The 14,761-nt window shown below is 70.2% G+C and carries 17 protein-coding genes and 4 tRNA genes; 6 read left to right on the top strand and 15 right to left on the bottom strand.

All coding sequences use genetic code 11. The annotated features are described in order from the left end of the window. Positions 1-23: 23 nt before the first annotated feature. From rplK to ABFX81_RS15475, 4 genes are all read right to left on the bottom strand, one after another. Entirely contained in the window at positions 24-458 is a 435-nt protein-coding gene (rplK, locus tag ABFX81_RS15490; RefSeq protein ID WP_086842667.1) for a 50S ribosomal protein L11, read from the bottom strand. Between the two features lie 162 nt (positions 459-620). Then, entirely contained in the window at positions 621-1,454 is an 834-nt protein-coding gene (gene nusG, locus ABFX81_RS15485) for a transcription termination/antitermination protein NusG (protein ID WP_086842670.1), read from the bottom strand. A gap of 80 nt (positions 1,455-1,534) precedes the next feature. After that, positions 1,535-1,819, bottom strand: coding sequence for a preprotein translocase subunit SecE (secE, locus tag ABFX81_RS15480; RefSeq protein WP_059424774.1), 285 nt, complete (start codon positions 1,817-1,819; stop codon positions 1,535-1,537). A gap of 108 nt (positions 1,820-1,927) precedes the next feature. After that, positions 1,928-2,000, bottom strand: a tRNA-Trp gene (locus ABFX81_RS15475). 306 nt (positions 2,001-2,306) lie between these two features. Between ABFX81_RS15475 and ABFX81_RS15470 the strand changes: the two genes are divergently transcribed. Continuing rightward, entirely contained in the window at positions 2,307-3,533 is a 1,227-nt protein-coding gene (locus ABFX81_RS15470; RefSeq protein ID WP_086842672.1) for an aminotransferase class I/II-fold pyridoxal phosphate-dependent enzyme, read from the top strand. A gap of 131 nt (positions 3,534-3,664) precedes the next feature. Beyond that, on the top strand, positions 3,665-4,696 hold the full coding sequence (locus tag ABFX81_RS15465) for an adenosine deaminase (RefSeq protein ID WP_086842674.1): 1,032 nt from the start codon (positions 3,665-3,667) through the stop codon (positions 4,694-4,696). Between the two features lie 57 nt (positions 4,697-4,753). Here ABFX81_RS15465 and ABFX81_RS15460 read toward each other — a convergent pair whose 3' ends face one another. From ABFX81_RS15460 to ABFX81_RS15435, 6 genes are all read right to left on the bottom strand, one after another. Further along, positions 4,754-5,809, bottom strand: coding sequence for a UDP-N-acetylmuramate dehydrogenase (locus ABFX81_RS15460; protein WP_086842676.1), 1,056 nt, complete (start codon positions 5,807-5,809; stop codon positions 4,754-4,756). 162 nt (positions 5,810-5,971) lie between these two features. Next, complete coding sequence (locus tag ABFX81_RS15455) at positions 5,972-6,400, bottom strand: MaoC/PaaZ C-terminal domain-containing protein (RefSeq protein ID WP_086842678.1); 429 nt, start codon at positions 6,398-6,400, stop codon at positions 5,972-5,974. Between the two features lie 8 nt (positions 6,401-6,408). Further along, positions 6,409-6,861 carry a MaoC family dehydratase N-terminal domain-containing protein gene (locus ABFX81_RS15450; protein ID WP_086842680.1) on the bottom strand — a complete coding sequence of 151 codons (453 nt, stop codon included), beginning with the start codon at positions 6,859-6,861 and terminating at the stop codon, positions 6,409-6,411. Positions 6,862-6,961: 100 nt separating this feature from the next. After that, positions 6,962-7,126, bottom strand: a complete 165-nt coding sequence (rpmG, locus tag ABFX81_RS15445) for a 50S ribosomal protein L33 (RefSeq protein WP_003948671.1) — start codon at positions 7,124-7,126, stop codon at positions 6,962-6,964. A gap of 88 nt (positions 7,127-7,214) precedes the next feature. Further along, a tRNA-Met gene (locus tag ABFX81_RS15440) sits at positions 7,215-7,287 on the bottom strand. Between the two features lie 47 nt (positions 7,288-7,334). Next, a tRNA-Thr gene (locus ABFX81_RS15435) sits at positions 7,335-7,407 on the bottom strand. Between the two features lie 236 nt (positions 7,408-7,643). On the opposite strand from ABFX81_RS15435, the gene ABFX81_RS15430 reads away from it, so the two are divergent. Both ABFX81_RS15430 and ABFX81_RS15425 read left to right on the top strand, forming a co-directional pair. Next, complete coding sequence (locus ABFX81_RS15430) at positions 7,644-8,903, top strand: amidohydrolase family protein (protein ID WP_086842682.1); 1,260 nt, start codon at positions 7,644-7,646, stop codon at positions 8,901-8,903. 73 nt (positions 8,904-8,976) lie between these two features. Next, positions 8,977-9,633 (top strand): NAD(P)H-binding protein, encoded by a 657-nt coding sequence (locus ABFX81_RS15425; protein ID WP_086842696.1) that lies wholly within the window; start codon positions 8,977-8,979, stop codon positions 9,631-9,633. A gap of 19 nt (positions 9,634-9,652) precedes the next feature. Here the strand turns inward: ABFX81_RS15425 and ABFX81_RS15420 are convergent, their stop codons facing one another. Both ABFX81_RS15420 and ABFX81_RS15415 read right to left on the bottom strand, forming a co-directional pair. Further along, positions 9,653-9,865 (bottom strand): hypothetical protein, encoded by a 213-nt coding sequence (locus ABFX81_RS15420; protein WP_086842698.1) that lies wholly within the window; start codon positions 9,863-9,865, stop codon positions 9,653-9,655. Between the two features lie 468 nt (positions 9,866-10,333). Continuing rightward, a tRNA-Tyr gene (locus tag ABFX81_RS15415) sits at positions 10,334-10,415 on the bottom strand. 222 nt (positions 10,416-10,637) lie between these two features. Here ABFX81_RS15415 and ABFX81_RS15410 point away from each other — a divergent pair. Continuing rightward, positions 10,638-11,126, top strand: coding sequence for a YajQ family cyclic di-GMP-binding protein (locus tag ABFX81_RS15410; RefSeq protein ID WP_086842684.1), 489 nt, complete (start codon positions 10,638-10,640; stop codon positions 11,124-11,126). Between the two features lie 275 nt (positions 11,127-11,401). Here ABFX81_RS15410 and ABFX81_RS15405 read toward each other — a convergent pair whose 3' ends face one another. After that, positions 11,402-11,668 carry a GlsB/YeaQ/YmgE family stress response membrane protein gene (locus ABFX81_RS15405; RefSeq protein WP_059424749.1) on the bottom strand — a complete coding sequence of 89 codons (267 nt, stop codon included), beginning with the start codon at positions 11,666-11,668 and terminating at the stop codon, positions 11,402-11,404. 191 nt (positions 11,669-11,859) lie between these two features. Between ABFX81_RS15405 and ABFX81_RS15400 the strand changes: the two genes are divergently transcribed. Then, positions 11,860-13,116, top strand: a complete 1,257-nt coding sequence (locus ABFX81_RS15400) for an APC family permease (RefSeq protein WP_346138208.1) — start codon at positions 11,860-11,862, stop codon at positions 13,114-13,116. 309 nt (positions 13,117-13,425) lie between these two features. Here ABFX81_RS15400 and ABFX81_RS15395 read toward each other — a convergent pair whose 3' ends face one another. Next, positions 13,426-13,818 (bottom strand): YccF domain-containing protein, encoded by a 393-nt coding sequence (locus ABFX81_RS15395; RefSeq protein WP_086852920.1) that lies wholly within the window; start codon positions 13,816-13,818, stop codon positions 13,426-13,428. Then, on the bottom strand, positions 13,815-14,678 hold the full coding sequence (gene htpX / locus ABFX81_RS15390) for a zinc metalloprotease HtpX (protein WP_086852918.1): 864 nt from the start codon (positions 14,676-14,678) through the stop codon (positions 13,815-13,817). Before htpX ends, ABFX81_RS15395 begins: the two co-directional genes overlap by 4 nt. Between the last annotated feature and the right edge of the window lie 83 nt (positions 14,679-14,761).

The following is a 14,761-nucleotide window of genomic DNA, read 5'->3' as shown; positions in this document are numbered from 1 at the left end:
ACTTCTGCTTGATGGGGTGGGGCTCAGCCTTCGACCGTGACGCCCATGGAACGGGCGGTGCCGGCGATGATCTTCTCGGCGGCGTCCAGGTTGTTGGCGTTGAGGTCGGGCATCTTCGTGGTGGCGATCTCGCGGACCTGGTCACGCGTGATCTTCGCGACCTTGGTCTTGTGCGGCTCGCCGGAGCCCTTGTCCACGCCCGCGGCCTTGAGGATCATCTTCGCGGCCGGCGGGGTCTTGGTGATGAAGGTGAAGGAACGGTCCTCGTAGACCGTGATCTCCACCGGGATCACCCAGCCACGCTGCGACTCGGTCGCGGCGTTGTAGGCCTTGCAGAACTCCATGATGTTCACGCCGTGCTGACCCAGCGCGGGGCCGACCGGCGGGGCCGGGTTGGCGGCACCGGCCTGGATCTGGAGCTTGATGAGCCCCGTGACCTTCTTCTTCTTGGGAGGCATGTGCTCTCTCCGGGTCCTAGTGAGAGTTTTCCAGCCTCCGATCCGGATCATCCGGATGGAGGCATACCGCACAACGATAACGGGTATCCATGTGCGGCCAAAAACCGAGCAGGTCAGACGGGCCGCGAGGCCCGCCTGACCTGTTCGGAAGCCGGGGTGCTGCTAGTTCTTCTGGATCTGGTCGAAGGAGAGCTCGACCGGCGTCTCGCGGCCGAAGATCTCCACGAGGCCCTTGACCTTCTTCGAGTCCGGGTTGATCTCGTTGATGGTCGCCTGGAGCGTGGCGAACGGGCCGTCGGTGACGGTGACCGAGTCGCCGACCTCGAAGTCCAGCACCTGGACCTCGACCTTGCGCTGCGGAGCGGGCTTGCCCTCCGCCTCGGCGGCCTCGCGGGCGGCCTTCTCCTCGGCCTCGGGGGCGAGCATCTTGACGATCTCGTCCAGCGTCAGCGGGTACGGGTCGTAGGCGTTGCCCACGAAGCCGGTGACACCGGGGGTGTTGCGGACGACGCCCCAGGACTCGTTCGTCAGGTCCATGCGGACGAGGACGTAGCCCGGGAGCTTGTTCTGCTTGATCGTCTTGCGGTCGCCGTTCTTGATCTGGACGACCTCTTCCTGCGGCACCTCGGCCTGGAAGATGTAGTCCTCGACGTTCAGCGAGACGGCGCGCTGCTCCAGGTTGGTCTTCACGCGGTTCTCGTAGCCGGCGTACGTGTGGATGACGTACCACTCGCCGGGCAGGACCCGCAGTTCCTCGCGGAGCTTCTCGATCGGGTCGCGGTCGTCCTCGGGCTCTTCCTCGAGTTCTTCCGCTTCGTCCGCGGCCTCTTCGTCGGCCTCGGTCTCCGCCTCGGCGGCGTCGTCCGCGACGGCGTCGGCAGCCTCGACCTCGGCGGAGGCCTCGGTGTCCTCGCTGTCCGCGCCCTCGACGGTGTCGAGCTCGTCCTCGACGGACTCGACAGGCTCGATGGCGTCGTTCACGTTCGGGTCAGACACGGTGGCTGCTTCTTCCTGGATACATAGGGGTGGAACATGCGAAAGGAGCGCCGGGTACCTCGGCGCTCTTCGCTGGTGGATCAGCCGAACACGTACTTGGCGGCGTTGCTGAGTCCATAGTCAATCACGGTGACCAGGCCGATCATGATGACCACGAAGATGATCACCACGGTCGTGTACGTCGTGAGCTGGTTGCGGGTCGGCCAGACGACCTTGCGCAGCTCCGCGACGATCTGGCGGTAGAAGAGGGCAAGCCGCTTCAGCGGGCCCTTCTTGCCGCGCTTGCCGCCCTTGCGGGTCTTCCTGGACTCCGGTGCCTCGTCCTGGGCATCAGGCATGTCGATGGAGCCCACGGCGTCCGTCACTCGTCCTCACCTGATTCCGGGTCGTGGCCGTGCCGCGCCCGGTCTGAGCCGCACGGCGGTGCATTGCTGTACGTACATGCGCACACATCCTGGCGAAGGTGTGTGTAGCAGGGCCGGAGGGACTTGAACCCCCAACCGCTGGTTTTGGAGACCAGTGCTCTACCAATTGAGCTACGACCCTTTGCGTGTCCCCCAACGTACCGCATTCGTCCGGATGCTTGGTGTGCACCGAACGGGCGCGGCCTGCTGAAGGCCAACGAGGTGAGAGTGTACGTGGTCCGCGGCCGGTCGTCGAACAGAAAGGGCTCCGAGGAGGCCTCGTTGGCGGAAGATCGCCTGCGGAACGGGGTGCGGACGACCGGGCTCCGGCTGAAGATCGCCCAGGCCGGGCGGTCGATCCGGACTGTTGTTCTGGGGTTTGCCCGGCGTTGTTCAGTCTGTGAAACCCCGGTGCCGCCCACGTTTCCTGTCTGAAACGATGGGGCCCATGAGCCCTGCAACCCCTCCCACCGAGCGCCGGGTCTCCGCCCGAGTCGGCGCGATCTCCGAGTCCGCCACCCTCGCCGTGGACGCCAAGGCCAAGGCCCTCAAGGCCGCCGGGCGGCCGGTGATCGGCTTCGGCGCCGGTGAGCCCGACTTCCCCACCCCGGACTACATCGTCGCGGCCGCGATCGAGGCCTGCAAGAACCCGAAGTTCCACCGCTACACGCCGGCCGGCGGCCTGCCCGAGCTGAAGGCCGCGATCGCCGCGAAGACGCTGCGCGACTCGGGCCTCGAGGTCGACGCGTCGCAGATCCTCGTCACCAACGGCGGCAAGCAGGCCATCTACGAGGCCTTCGCCGCGATCCTCGACCCGGGCGACGAGGTCATCGTGCCCGCGCCGTACTGGACGACGTACCCGGAGTCGATCCGGCTGGCCGGGGGTGTCCCGGTGGAGGTCGTCGCCGACGAGACGACCGGCTACCGGGTGTCCGTCGAGCAGCTGGAGGCGGCCCGGACGGAGAAGACGAAGGTCGTCCTGTTCGTCTCGCCGTCGAACCCGACCGGCGCGGTCTACAGCGAGCAGGAGACCGAGGCGATCGGCCGCTGGGCCGTCGAGCACGGTCTGTGGGTGATGACCGACGAGATCTACGAGCACCTGGTCTACGGCGACGCCTCCGCCGTGTCGCTGCCGGCGGTGCTGCCCGAGCTGCGCGACAAGTGCGTCGTGGTGAACGGTGTCGCGAAGACGTACGCGATGACCGGCTGGCGGGTCGGGTGGATCATCGGCCCGAAGGACGTGATCAAGGCCGCGACGAACCTCCAGTCGCACGCCACGTCGAACGTGTCCAACGTCGCCCAGGCCGCCGCGCTGGCCGCCGTCTCCGGTGACCTGGTCGCCGTGGAGAAGATGCGCGAGGCGTTCGACCGGCGCCGCAAGACCATGGTCCGGATGCTGAACGAGATCGACGGCGTGGTGTGCCCGGAGCCGGAGGGCGCGTTCTACGCGTACCCGTCGGTGAAGGCGCTGGTCGGCAAGGAGATCCGGGGCCGGCGGCCCAAGGACACGGTCGAGCTGGCCGCGCTGATCCTCGAGGAGGCCGAGGTCGCGGTGGTGCCGGGTGAGGCGTTCGGTACGCCCGGGTACCTGCGGCTGTCGTACGCGCTCGGTGACGAGGATCTCGTCGAGGGCGTGAGCCGGATGCAGAAGCTGCTGGCGGAGGCCAAGGACTGACGTCCGCCGCGTCGGCCTCCCGGCCCGGGGCACATACCGAATTCGGTATGTGCCCCATTTGTTTGTGCGAGCAAGACCACGAAAGGGGAAACAGCTTCCGGGACGGCTGGGGCGTACGGCAGGATCCTGGAATGGAGCGTGTACGTGATGTCTCTGAACTGCCGAAAGCCCACCTGCACCTGCACTTCACCGGGTCGATGCGGCCCACGACCGTGCTGGAACTGGCCGACAAGCACGGGGTGCGCCTGCCCGACGCGCTGACCGACGCGCTGGTCGGCGGGGAGCCGCCGAGACTGCGGGCGACGGACGAGCGGGGCTGGTTCCGCTTTCAGCGGCTGTACGACGCGGCGCGCTCGTGTCTGCGGGAGCCGGAGGACATCCAGCGGCTGGTGCGGGAAGCCGCTGAGGAGGATCTGCGGGACGGGTCGGGGTGGCTGGAGATCCAGGTCGATCCGACGTCGTACGCGCCGCGGCTGGGCGGGTTGATCCCGGCGCTGGAGGTCATCCTCGACGCGGTCGAGACGACATCGCGGGAGACCGGGCTCGGTATGCGGGTGCTGGTCGCGGCGAACCGGATGAAGCACCCGCTGGACGCGCGCACCCTGGCGCGGCTGGCGGTGCGATACGCGGACCGGGGCGTCGTCGGGTTCGGGCTGTCGAACGACGAGCGGCGGGGCATGGCGCGGGACTTCGACCGGGCGTTCGGGATCGCGCGGGAGGCCGGGCTGTTGTCGACGCCGCACGGGGGCGAGCTGGCGGGGCCGTCGTCGGTGCGGGACTGTCTGGACGACCTGGGCGCGAACCGGGTGGGGCACGGAGTGCGGGCCGCGGAGGATCCCCGGCTGATGAAGCGGCTGGCGGACCGGCAGGTGACCTGTGAGGTGTGCCCGGCGTCGAACGTGGCTCTGGGGGTGTACGAGAAGCCGGAGGACGTGCCGCTGCGGACGCTGTTCGAGGCGGGGGTGCCGCTGGCGCTGGGCGCGGACGACCCGTTGCTGTTCGGGTCGCGTCTTGCCGCGCAGTACGAGATCGCGCGGCGGCATCACGGGTTCACGGATGCGGAGCTGGCGGAGGTGGCGCGGCAGTCGGTACGGGGGTCGGCGGCGCCGGAGGACGTGAAGAGCAAGCTGCTGGCGGGGGTGGACGACTGGTTGGCGTCGTAGCGCCCGCCGGGGTGCGGACCCGCCCGGCCTCGGCCCTCGCGCCGAGCGCCCGCACCCCTACAGGCTCACTCCCACCGTCACCGGCTCGTTGACCAGTGTGATCCCGAAGGCCTCGCGGACACCGGCCACGACCTCGCGGGCCAGGGCGAGCAGGTCCTCCGTGGTCGCGGTGCCCCGGTTGGTGAGGGCCAGGGTGTGCTTCGTGGAGATGCGGGCCGGTCCGTCGCCGTAGCCCTTCGTGAAGCCCGCCTTGTCGATCAGCCAGGCCGCGGACGTCTTGGTGCGGCCCTCCCCCGCGGGGTACGCGGGCGGCTCCACTCCCTCGCCGAGGCGCTCGCGCACACGCGCGCGGAACGTCGCGAAGTCGGCGTCCGTGAGGATCGGGTTGGTGAAGAAGGACCCGGCCGACCAGGTGTCGTGGTCCTCGGGGTCCAGGACCATGCCCTTGCCGGCGCGCAGCTTGAGCACGGTGTCGCGGGCTGATGCGAGCGGGACGCGGTCGCCGGGTCCGACGCCGAGGGCGCGGGCCGTCTCGGCGTACCTGAGGGGAGCGGAGAGGCCGTCGGCGTCCTCCAGGGAGAAGCGGACGCGCAGGACCACGTAGCGCTCCGGGTCGGACTTGAAGCGGCTGTGGCGGTAGGAGAAGGCGCAGTCCTCGTTGGCCAGGGTGACCGTCTCGCCGGTCCGGCGGTCGTAGGCGACGACCTCGGTGATCGTCGAGGAGACCTCCTGGCCGTACGCCCCGACGTTCTGGATGGGGGTCGCGCCCGCCGAGCCGGGGATGCCGGCCAGGCACTCGATGCCGGCCAGGCCCGCCTCGCCCGTGCGGGCGACGGCGTCGGTCCACACCTCGCCGGCGGCCAGCTCCAGGCTCGTGCCGTCGAGGGAGTAGCCCTTGGTGGCGATGACGAGGGCGGTGCCCTCGAAGCCCTTGTCGCCGATGACCAGGTTCGAGCCGCCGCCGATGAGCAGCAGCGGGGTGCCCGCCTCGTCGGCTTCGCGTACGACGGCGATCACCTCGTCGTCCGTCGTCGCGGTGACCAGCCGGGTCGCGGGGCCGCCCAGCCGGAAGGTGGTCAGCGGGGCGAGGGGGGCGTCGTGGAGTTCCTGCACGGGCTCAAGAGTACGAGACGGCACTGACAGGCTCCGGCCCGCGTGGGTGCGGCCCCCGTTCGGGAGCGGGATGCCGGTGAGTCGGTATGAGTGATGCCGTACGCGCGTACGAGTAAGGGGCGCCCCGCAACGGAGAGCGCCCCTTACCCGGCATCCGCGGTCTCAGGCCAGCCGCACGACCGCGCGCGACATGCCCAGCACCTTCTGCCCGGCGCTCGTCGCCGTGAGGTCCACGCGGACCGTGTTGTCGTCGAGCTTGGCCGCGACCTTGCCGCCGACCTCGATCAGGGCGCCCTGGTCGTCGTTCGGGACGACGACGGGCTTGGTGAAGCGGACGCCGTACTCGACGACCGCGCCCGGGTCGCCGATCCAGTCGGTGACCACACGGATCGCCTCGGCCATGGTGAACATGCCGTGCGCGATGACGTCCGGCAGGCCGACTTCCTTGGCGAACTTCTCGTTCCAGTGGATCGGGTTGAAGTCGCCGGAGGCGCCCGCGTACTGGACGAGGTTCGCGCGGGTCACGGGGAAGGTCTGCGCGGGCAGTTCCGTGCCGACCTCGACGTCGGAGTAGGAGATCTTCGCCGTCATGGGATCGCTCACGCCTCCTCGGCCGCGCGGGCCACGAGCTTGGTCCAGGCGGTCACGACGTGCTCGCCGGCCTCGTCGTGGACCTCGCCGCGGATGTCCAGGATGTCGTTGCCCGCGAGGGACTTGATCGCCTCGATGGTGGAGGTGACCGTGAGCCGGTCGCCGGCGCGGACCGGGCGGCGGTAGGCGAACTTCTGATCGCCGTGCACCACGCGGCTGTAGTCCAGGCCGAGCTGGGGGTCCTGGACGACCTGCCCGGCGGCCTTGAAGGTGATCGAGAAGACGAAGGTCGGCGGCGCGATCACGTCGGGGTGGCCGAGCGCCTTGGCGGCGTCCGCGTCCGTGTACGCCGGGTTGGCGTCCCCGACCGCCTCGGCGAACTCACGGATCTTCTCCCGGCCCACCTCGTAGGGCTCGGTGGGCGGGTACGTCCGCCCCACGAAGGACTGGTCGAGCGCCATGGCCCGGCACCTCCTGGTTGCACTACTGGACGATAGTGGTCATTCAACGACGCGAGGCCGCCCCCGATCACTCGGGAACGGCCTCGCGTACGAGCCTGATTTATCGCGTTTCGCGGTGCGCGGTGTGCGCGTTGCAACGCGGGCAGTGCTTCTTCATCTCAAGACGGTCCGGGTTGTTACGCCGGTTCTTCTTGGTGATGTAGTTCCGCTCCTTGCACTCCACGCAGGCCAGCGTGATCTTCGGGCGGACGTCGGTGGCAGCCACGTGAGTGCTCCTAAGACGAACGGATGGACTGTTTAACGCAAGAAGAGTAGCCGATCGAAGGACCGACCCCGCAATCGGCTACTGAGAGTAGCGGTGACCGGACTTGAACCGGTGACACAGCGATTATGAGCCGCTTGCTCTACCGACTGAGCTACACCGCTTTGATGTGGTCAGGCCCCCGCCTCGCGACGGGAACCGTTCACACCAGAGCCCCAAAACGGAATCGAACCGTTGACCTTCTCCTTACCATGGAGACGCTCTGCCGACTGAGCTATTGGGGCGAGCGATGAAGACATTACACGCTCCGCCGCCGTTCGCCCAAATCCGTTTCGGGTACCCGCCCCGGACGCGCGCACCGTCCTCCCGGCAGCCTCGTGCGTGCCTCTCGTTCCGCATCGCGGGCCACGCCGGTACGACTATTGCGCTCCTCCCCGCGACGGGCGGGAGGCCGTCCTAGGCTCGACTCACTCTGAGTGATCATGCGTCCTCGCGTGCGCAGCCGAGCCCCAGGAGCGCGATGCCCGACAGCCAGCCGCAGCCACCGCCACCCCCGTCGTCCTCGCCGGGTCCGGCCGACCCGTCGTCGCTGCTGCTGTGCGGGGCGCGGCTCACCGACGGCCGGACCGTGGACGTACGGCTGGGCAGCGGGCGTATCGAGGCGGTCGGCACGGCCGGCAGCCTGGCGGCGGGCGGCACGCGCGCGTGCGGGGCGCGAGTGGATCTCGGCGGCTATCTGCTGCTGCCGGCCCCGGCCGAGCCGCACGCCCATGCCGACACGGCGTTGTCGGCCGATGCCGAGGGCCCGGTCTCGTACGAACCCCAGGACGTCCAGCGCCGGGCGACCGAGGCCGCGCTGCTCCAACTCGGGCACGGGGCGACGGCGGTGCGGGCCCATGTGCGTGTGGGGGACGTCCAGGGGCTGGGCGCGCTGGCGGCCGTGTTGCAGGCGCGGCGGGCGCTGCGGGGGCTGGCCGAGCTGACGACGGTGGCGATGCCCCGGGTGCTGACCGGGGTGGCCGGGGCGGACGGGCTTGCGGTGCTGCGGGACGCGGTGAAGATGGGCGCCTCGGTGGTGGGCGGCCGGCCGGATCTCGACCCGGATCCGACGGGGTACGTGGAGGCGGTCCTGGAGGTGGCCTCCGAGCACGGCTGTCCCGTCGACCTGCACACGGACGCCGGGGATCCGGCGCGGCTGGCCCGGCTCGCGGCGATGGCGGGCGGATTGCGGCCCGGGGTGACCCTCAGCCCGTGCGGCGATCTCGGACGGCTGCCCTCCGAGGTGGCCTCGCGGACCGCGGACCAACTGGCGGCGGCCGGCGTGGCGGTGGTGTGCCTGCCGCAGGGCGGCTGCGGTGGCGTGGACCGGCGGGGGGCGGCTCCGGTGCGGCTGCTGCGCGCGGCGGGTGTGCGGGTGGCCGCCGGGAGCGGGGCGCTGCGGGACGTGTCGAACCCCGTGGGGCGCGGCGACCCGCTGGAGGCGGCGTTCCTGCTGGCCTCGCGCTACGGCCTCTCGCCCGAGGAGGCGTACGACACGGTGAGCGGGTCGGCGCGGGCGGTGCTGGGGCTGCCGGAGGTGCGGGTGGAGGCGGGTTTCCCGGCCGAGTTGCTCGCGGTGCGCGGGGACCGGCTGGCGGGGGCGCTCTCGCTGGCGTACAGCCGGGTGGTGGTGCACCGGGGGCGCGTGGTGGCACGGACCAGCGCGGTGCGGGAGTTCTGCAGTTCGGCGGCTTCGGTGGAGCTGGGGCTGCCGCGGCAGGGGCGGGGGCAGTTGTCCTAGAGTCCGGGTGGGGCGTCGGGGTGTGGCTCAAGTCGTGCGGCGGACGGTGCTGTCCGGGCGTACGGTCGAAGGCATGCGTACTGTCATCGCTGGTGGTCATGGTCAGATCGCGCTGCGGCTCGAGCGGCTGCTCGCCGCGCGCGGGGACGAGGTCGCGGGGATCATCCGCAAGGCCGAACAAGCCGACGATCTGCGGGAGGCCGGTGCCGAACCGGTCGTGCTCGACCTGGAGTCGGCGTCCGTGGACGAGGTCGCGGAGCGGTTGCGAGGGGCCGACGCGGCGGTGTTCGCGGCGGGTGCGGGCCCGGGCAGCGGGGCGGCCCGCAAGGACACCGTGGACAAGGCCGCGGCGGTCCTGTTCGCGGACGCGGCGGTGCAGGCGGGCGTGCGGCGCTTCGTGATCGTGTCGTCCATGGGCGCCGACCCGCGGCACCAGGGCGACGAGATCTTCGACGTGTACCTGCGCGCCAAGGGCGAGGCGGACGCGTACGTGCGCGGTCTGGACGCCCTGGACTGGACGATTCTGCGCCCCGGTCAGCTCACCGACGACGCCGGCACCGGGCTCGTACGCCTGGAGGCGCGCACGGGCCGCGGCCCGATTCCGCGCGACGACGTGGCCGCCGTGCTGGCGGAGCTGGTGGACACCCCCGCGACGGCCGGCCTCACGCTGGAGCTGATCAGCGGGCCGGCTCCGGTGTCCGTGGCGGTGAAGTCCGTGGCGGGGAACTGACGACGCCGGGGAACCGTTCCTAGAACAGGGGCAGTTGGCCCGGGAAGTCGGGGAGCGCGTAGCCGTCCAGGGAGGGCTGTTCCGGGCCGAGCCGGGCCTGGCGGCGGGAGCCCGGGCATGAGGTGAGTTCGCCATGTTCCCGGGCCCCGGGCGGGTCGTGGCGCGCGTACCGCCCGGCGACGACGGCGATCTCGCGACGGCACTCGGGGCAGGTTCTGCGACGGGAGGACATGGGGCCAGTGTGCCGCGCGGGCGGCTTGCGTATGCCTGTCCCCCGGCCCGTGGTCTTCGCCCGTGGTCTTCTCGTTCCCGCGTCCCGTGGTCTTCTCCAGCCCGCGTACCCGTTCGCTGTGCGCCCCGGCCAGTACGCCGCCAGTACGTCGCCCAGGGCGCACGAACACCCCATCAGCGACCCCGCTTTGCCCTCCGCCATGGCGAGGTGCTGGGCCACCGACACCTCCGGTCTCGCCGAGGCCTGCCCAGACACGACCGCCACGTACACACCGGCGTCCGTAGCTCGGGCCACCCGACCGGTGCCTCGGTGGTGCCTGGGCACCGGCGCACGTTGCACTGGGCCATGATCCACATCACTCCCCCGGAGGCAGTCGGCTCCCGGACCGGCATCAGATATCGGACCACCCATACGAAAAGACCCCCTCTCAACTGCACTTTCGCAGTTGAGAGGGGGTCTTCCCCAGTGTGGCGGCGCCAGGATTCGAACCTGGGAAGGCTGAGCCGGCAGATTTACAGTCTGCTCCCTTTGGCCGCTCGGGCACACCGCCGGGGTTGCTGCCTGTAGAACCGCCTTCTTCGGCGGCGCTCCGTGGCAACGACGTAAACAATACCTGATGCGGAGGGGTGCTTCGCCACCCGATTGATCGGCGCTCGGAGGGCGGGGGGTGGCTAGGCTTGTCCGGATGCGGCCCGGGATCTGAACAGGCCCGGCGGCCGCCTACGTACGCCGGTACGCACGATACGCACCCCGATACAAGGAGCCACAGGACATGGCCGACTCCAGTTTCGACATCGTCTCGAAGGTCGAGCGGCAGGAGGTCGACAACGCACTGAACCAGGCCGCCAAGGAGATCTCGCAGCGCTACGACTTCAAGGGCGTGGGTGCCTCGATCTCGTGGTCCGGTGAGCAGATCCTCATGGAGGCTAACTCCGAGGACCGGGTGAAGGCCATCCTCGACGTCTTCCAGTCCAAGCTGATCAAGCGCGGCATCTCACTGAAGGCTCTGGACGCGGGCGAGCCCCAGCTCTCCGGCAAGGAGTACAAGATCTTCGCGTCGATCAAGGAGGGCATCTCCCAGGAGAACGCGAAGAAGGTGGCGAAGACCATCCGCGACGAGGGCCCCAAGGGCGTGAAGGCTCAGGTGCAGGGTGAGGAACTGCGGGTCAGCTCCAAGAGCCGTGACGATCTTCAGGCCGTCATCACGTTGCTGAAGGGCAAGGACTTCGACTTCGCCATGCAGTTCGTGAACTACCGGTAGGTCCGGTCGGGTCCTCGGGGCTCCCGGCCTGCACGGGCGGGCTCCCGGTCTGCATGGTTGCGAGGAAGGGTGGGCACCTGCTGGGTGCCCACCCTTCTCGCCTGCTGGCTGCGGTCGATTGGGTTCGTGCCGAGCACGGGCGGTACGTGGGTCGGTCGCGCGGCACGGGCCGGGGGCGCCGGCCACCCCTGGGGTGTGCGCACGGGCGGTGGGCGCCGACCAGTCGTGGGGCTGTGCGGGGCGGTGGAGATGTGCCGGCCGCGCGTCACGCGCGGTCAGCTCCGTGAGTTGCCGAACAGGAGGCGGTAGGCGATCAGCAGGACGAGCGATCCGCCGATCGCCGCGGCCCAGGTCGCGCCGTCGTAGAAGTTCTGGGTGATCGGGTGGTCCATCCAGCGGGCCGATATCCAGCCGCCGATGAACGCTCCTGCGATGCCGATCAGGGTCGTGCCGATGAGGCCGCCCGGGTCGCGACCCGGCAGCAGGAACTTCGCGATGGCTCCGGCCAACAGTCCCAGGAGGATCCAGCTGATGATGGTCATGCCGTGAACCTGCCCTTTCGCGCTGTGCCCGCACTGCCCGGCCATGTGATCTTGCTCCCGGCAGGCCGTGCTCGTGCGTCGTACGCCGGTGTTCCGTGTGCGACGTCCTTGCCGCGCGTGTTCACACCGTCTTGGTGGGGAGGACGCCCTGGCAGCACCCGCCGGTTGCACTGATCAGTAGGGTGCGGTGCATGACAGCCTCCGCTTCCGGACTGCGCCGCACCCTCGGCGTCGGGGACGCCGTGGTCGTAGGACTCGGCTCGATGGTGGGAGCCGGGATCTTCGCCGCCCTCGCGCCCGCGGCGCACGCCGCCGGCTCCGGGCTGCTCCTCGGGCTCGCCGTCGCCGCCTTGGTCGCGTACTGCAACGCCATGTCGTCGGCTCGCCTCGCCGCCCTGTATCCGGCCTCGGGCGGTACGTACGTGTACGGGCGCGAGCGGCTCGGGGAGTTCTGGGGGTATCTCGCGGGCTGGTCGTTCGTGGTCGGGAAGACGGCCTCCTGTGCGGCGATGGCGCTCACCGTGGGCACGTACGTCTGGCCGGGGCAGGCGCACGCGGTGGCCGTCGCGGCCGTGGTGGCGCTGACGGCGGTGAACTACGGCGGTGTCCAGAAGTCCGCGTGGCTGACGCGGGTGATCGTGGCGGTGGTCCTGGCTGTCCTCGCTGCTGTGGTGGTCGTGTGTCTGGTGTCCGGCGAGGCGGATGCCGGGCGGCTGGACATCGGGGCCTCGGACGGTGCGGGAAGCGTGCTTCAGGCGGCCGGTCTGCTGTTCTTCGCGTTCGCCGGGTACGCCCGGATCGCGACCCTCGGTGAGGAGGTGCGGGACCCGGCGCGCACCATTCCGCGCGCGATCCCGCTGGCGCTGGGCATCGCTCTGGTGGTGTACGTGGGTGTGGCGGTGGCTGTCCTTTCGGTGCTCGGATCGGAGGGTCTCGGGGACGCGGCGGCGCCGCTGGCCGACGCTGTGCGGGCGGCCGGGATGCCCTGGCTCGTGCCGGTGGTGCGGATCGGTGCGGCCGTGGCCGCGCTGGGGTCGCTGCTCGCCCTGATCCTTGGCGTCTCGCGGACGACGCTGGCCATGGCCCGGGACCGGAATCTGCCGGGGGCGCTGGCGGCCGTGCATCCGCGTTTCCAGGTGCCGCACCGGGCGGAGCTGGCCGTGGGTGCGGTGGTCGCGGTCCTGGCCGCCACGGTGGACGTCCGGGGCGCGATCGGGTTCTCCTCCTTCGGGGTGCTGGCGTACTACGCCGTGGCCAACGCGTCGGCCTGGACGCTGGATTCGGCGCCGACGGCACGCGTGGTGCCGGTGGTCGGGCTGGTCGGGTGCGCGGTGCTGGCGTTCTCGCTGCCGGGGGTTTCGGTGGTCGTGGGCGCGGGTGTGCTGGTGGTGGGGGCGGTTGCGTACGGAGTGCGGCGGGTGGTGCGGGCCAGGGCCGGGAGGGCGTAGGACTGCCCTGTTTGCTGTGGTCGGGGCTTCGTGACTGTGGTCGGTCGGGGTTTCTTCAGCCGCGGCCCGGGGCCTCTTGGCTGCTGTCCGGGCCCGCTTCGGATGCTGCCGGTCAGGGGCCTCTGTCCGGGGCGGCGGGCTCAGGACGTGAAGTCTGAATGTGTGGGCAGGTGTTGGGGGCCTTGCCCCTCGCTCGTGTCTGCAACTGCTCGATCGCGGTCATGGGTTCATGATGCAGACCGCCACTGACAGCCGGGCGGGCCTGTGGATAACCCGTGGCCTGTGGAAACGGGTGGCGTCGCCCCGCCGTCAGCGCACCGCGAACGGCTCGTTCGTCCGCACGATGTCGCGGCCCAGCGGGAGCAGCGAGACCGGGATGAGCTTGAAGTTGGCGACGCCGAGCGGGATGCCGATGATCGTGACGCACAGCGCGATGCCGGTGACGATGTGGCCGAGGGCCAGCCACCAGCCCGCGAGCACCAGCCACAGCACGTTTCCGACGCAGGACGGCGCGCCCGCGTCACGGCGCTCGACCGTCGTGTACCCGAAGGGCCACAGCGCGTAGACGCCGATGCGGAAGGCCGCGACGCCGAACGGGATGCCGATGATCGTGATGCAGAGGAGCAGGCCCGCGAGCATGTAGGCGAGGAACAGCCAGAAGCCGCTGAAGACGAGCCATATGACGTTCAGGATGGTCTTCATTGATTCCCACCTGCCATCTTCTCGAGCCGGGCGATGCGGTCCGCCATCGGCGGGTGCGTGGAGAACATCTTCGAAAGGCCCTGGCCGGGCCGGAACGGGTTCGCGATCATCATGTGGCTGGCGGTCTCGATGCGCGGCTCGGGCGGCAGCGGGAGCTGCTTGGTGCCGAGTTCGAGCTTGCGCAGGGCGCTGGCCAGGGCGAGCGGGTCGCCTGTGAGCTGGGCGCCGGAGGCGTCCGCCTGGTACTCCCGGGAGCGGCTGACGGCCAGTTGGATGAGGGAGGCGGCCAGCGGACCCAGGATCATGATCAGCAGCATGCCGAGCAGGCCGGGGCCGTCGTCGTCGTCCGAGCGCCCGATCGGGATCAGCCAGGCGAAGTTGACCAGGAACATGATCACGGAGGCGAGGGCACCGGCGACCGACGAGATGAGGATGTCGCGGTTGTAGACATGGCTGAGCTCGTGGCCGATGACGCCGCGCAGCTCGCGCTCGTCCAGGAGGCGCAGGATGCCGTCGGTGCAGCACACGGCGGCGTTGCGCGGGTTGCGGCCCGTGGCGAAGGCGTTGGGCGCCTCCGTCGGGGAGATGTAAAGGCGCGGCATGGGCTGGCGGGCCTGTGTGGAGAGCTCGCGGACCATGCGGTAGAGCCCCGGGGCCTCGAACTCGCTCACCGGGCGGGCGCGCATCGCGCGGAGGGCCAGCTTGTCGCTGTTCCAGTACGCGTACGCGTTGGTGGCCAGCGCTACCAGGACGGCGATGACGAGCCCCATGCGGCCGAAGAAGCTGCCGATGACGATGATGAGTGCGGACAGTCCTCCGAGGAGGACTGCTGTCCTGAGCCCGTTGTGCCGGCGGTGCACGGTACGCCCTCCAAGTGGTGCGGCAGGGGGACCCTTGCTTGCTGATCTGCGGTGCCACTGGTGGCGTGATGTTCACGTCCAGT

The organism is Streptomyces coeruleofuscus, from assembly GCF_039532725.1.
Taxonomy (GTDB): Bacteria; Actinomycetota; Actinomycetes; order Streptomycetales; family Streptomycetaceae; genus Streptomyces; species Streptomyces coeruleofuscus.
This window is presented reverse-complemented; position numbering and strand designations above follow the sequence as displayed.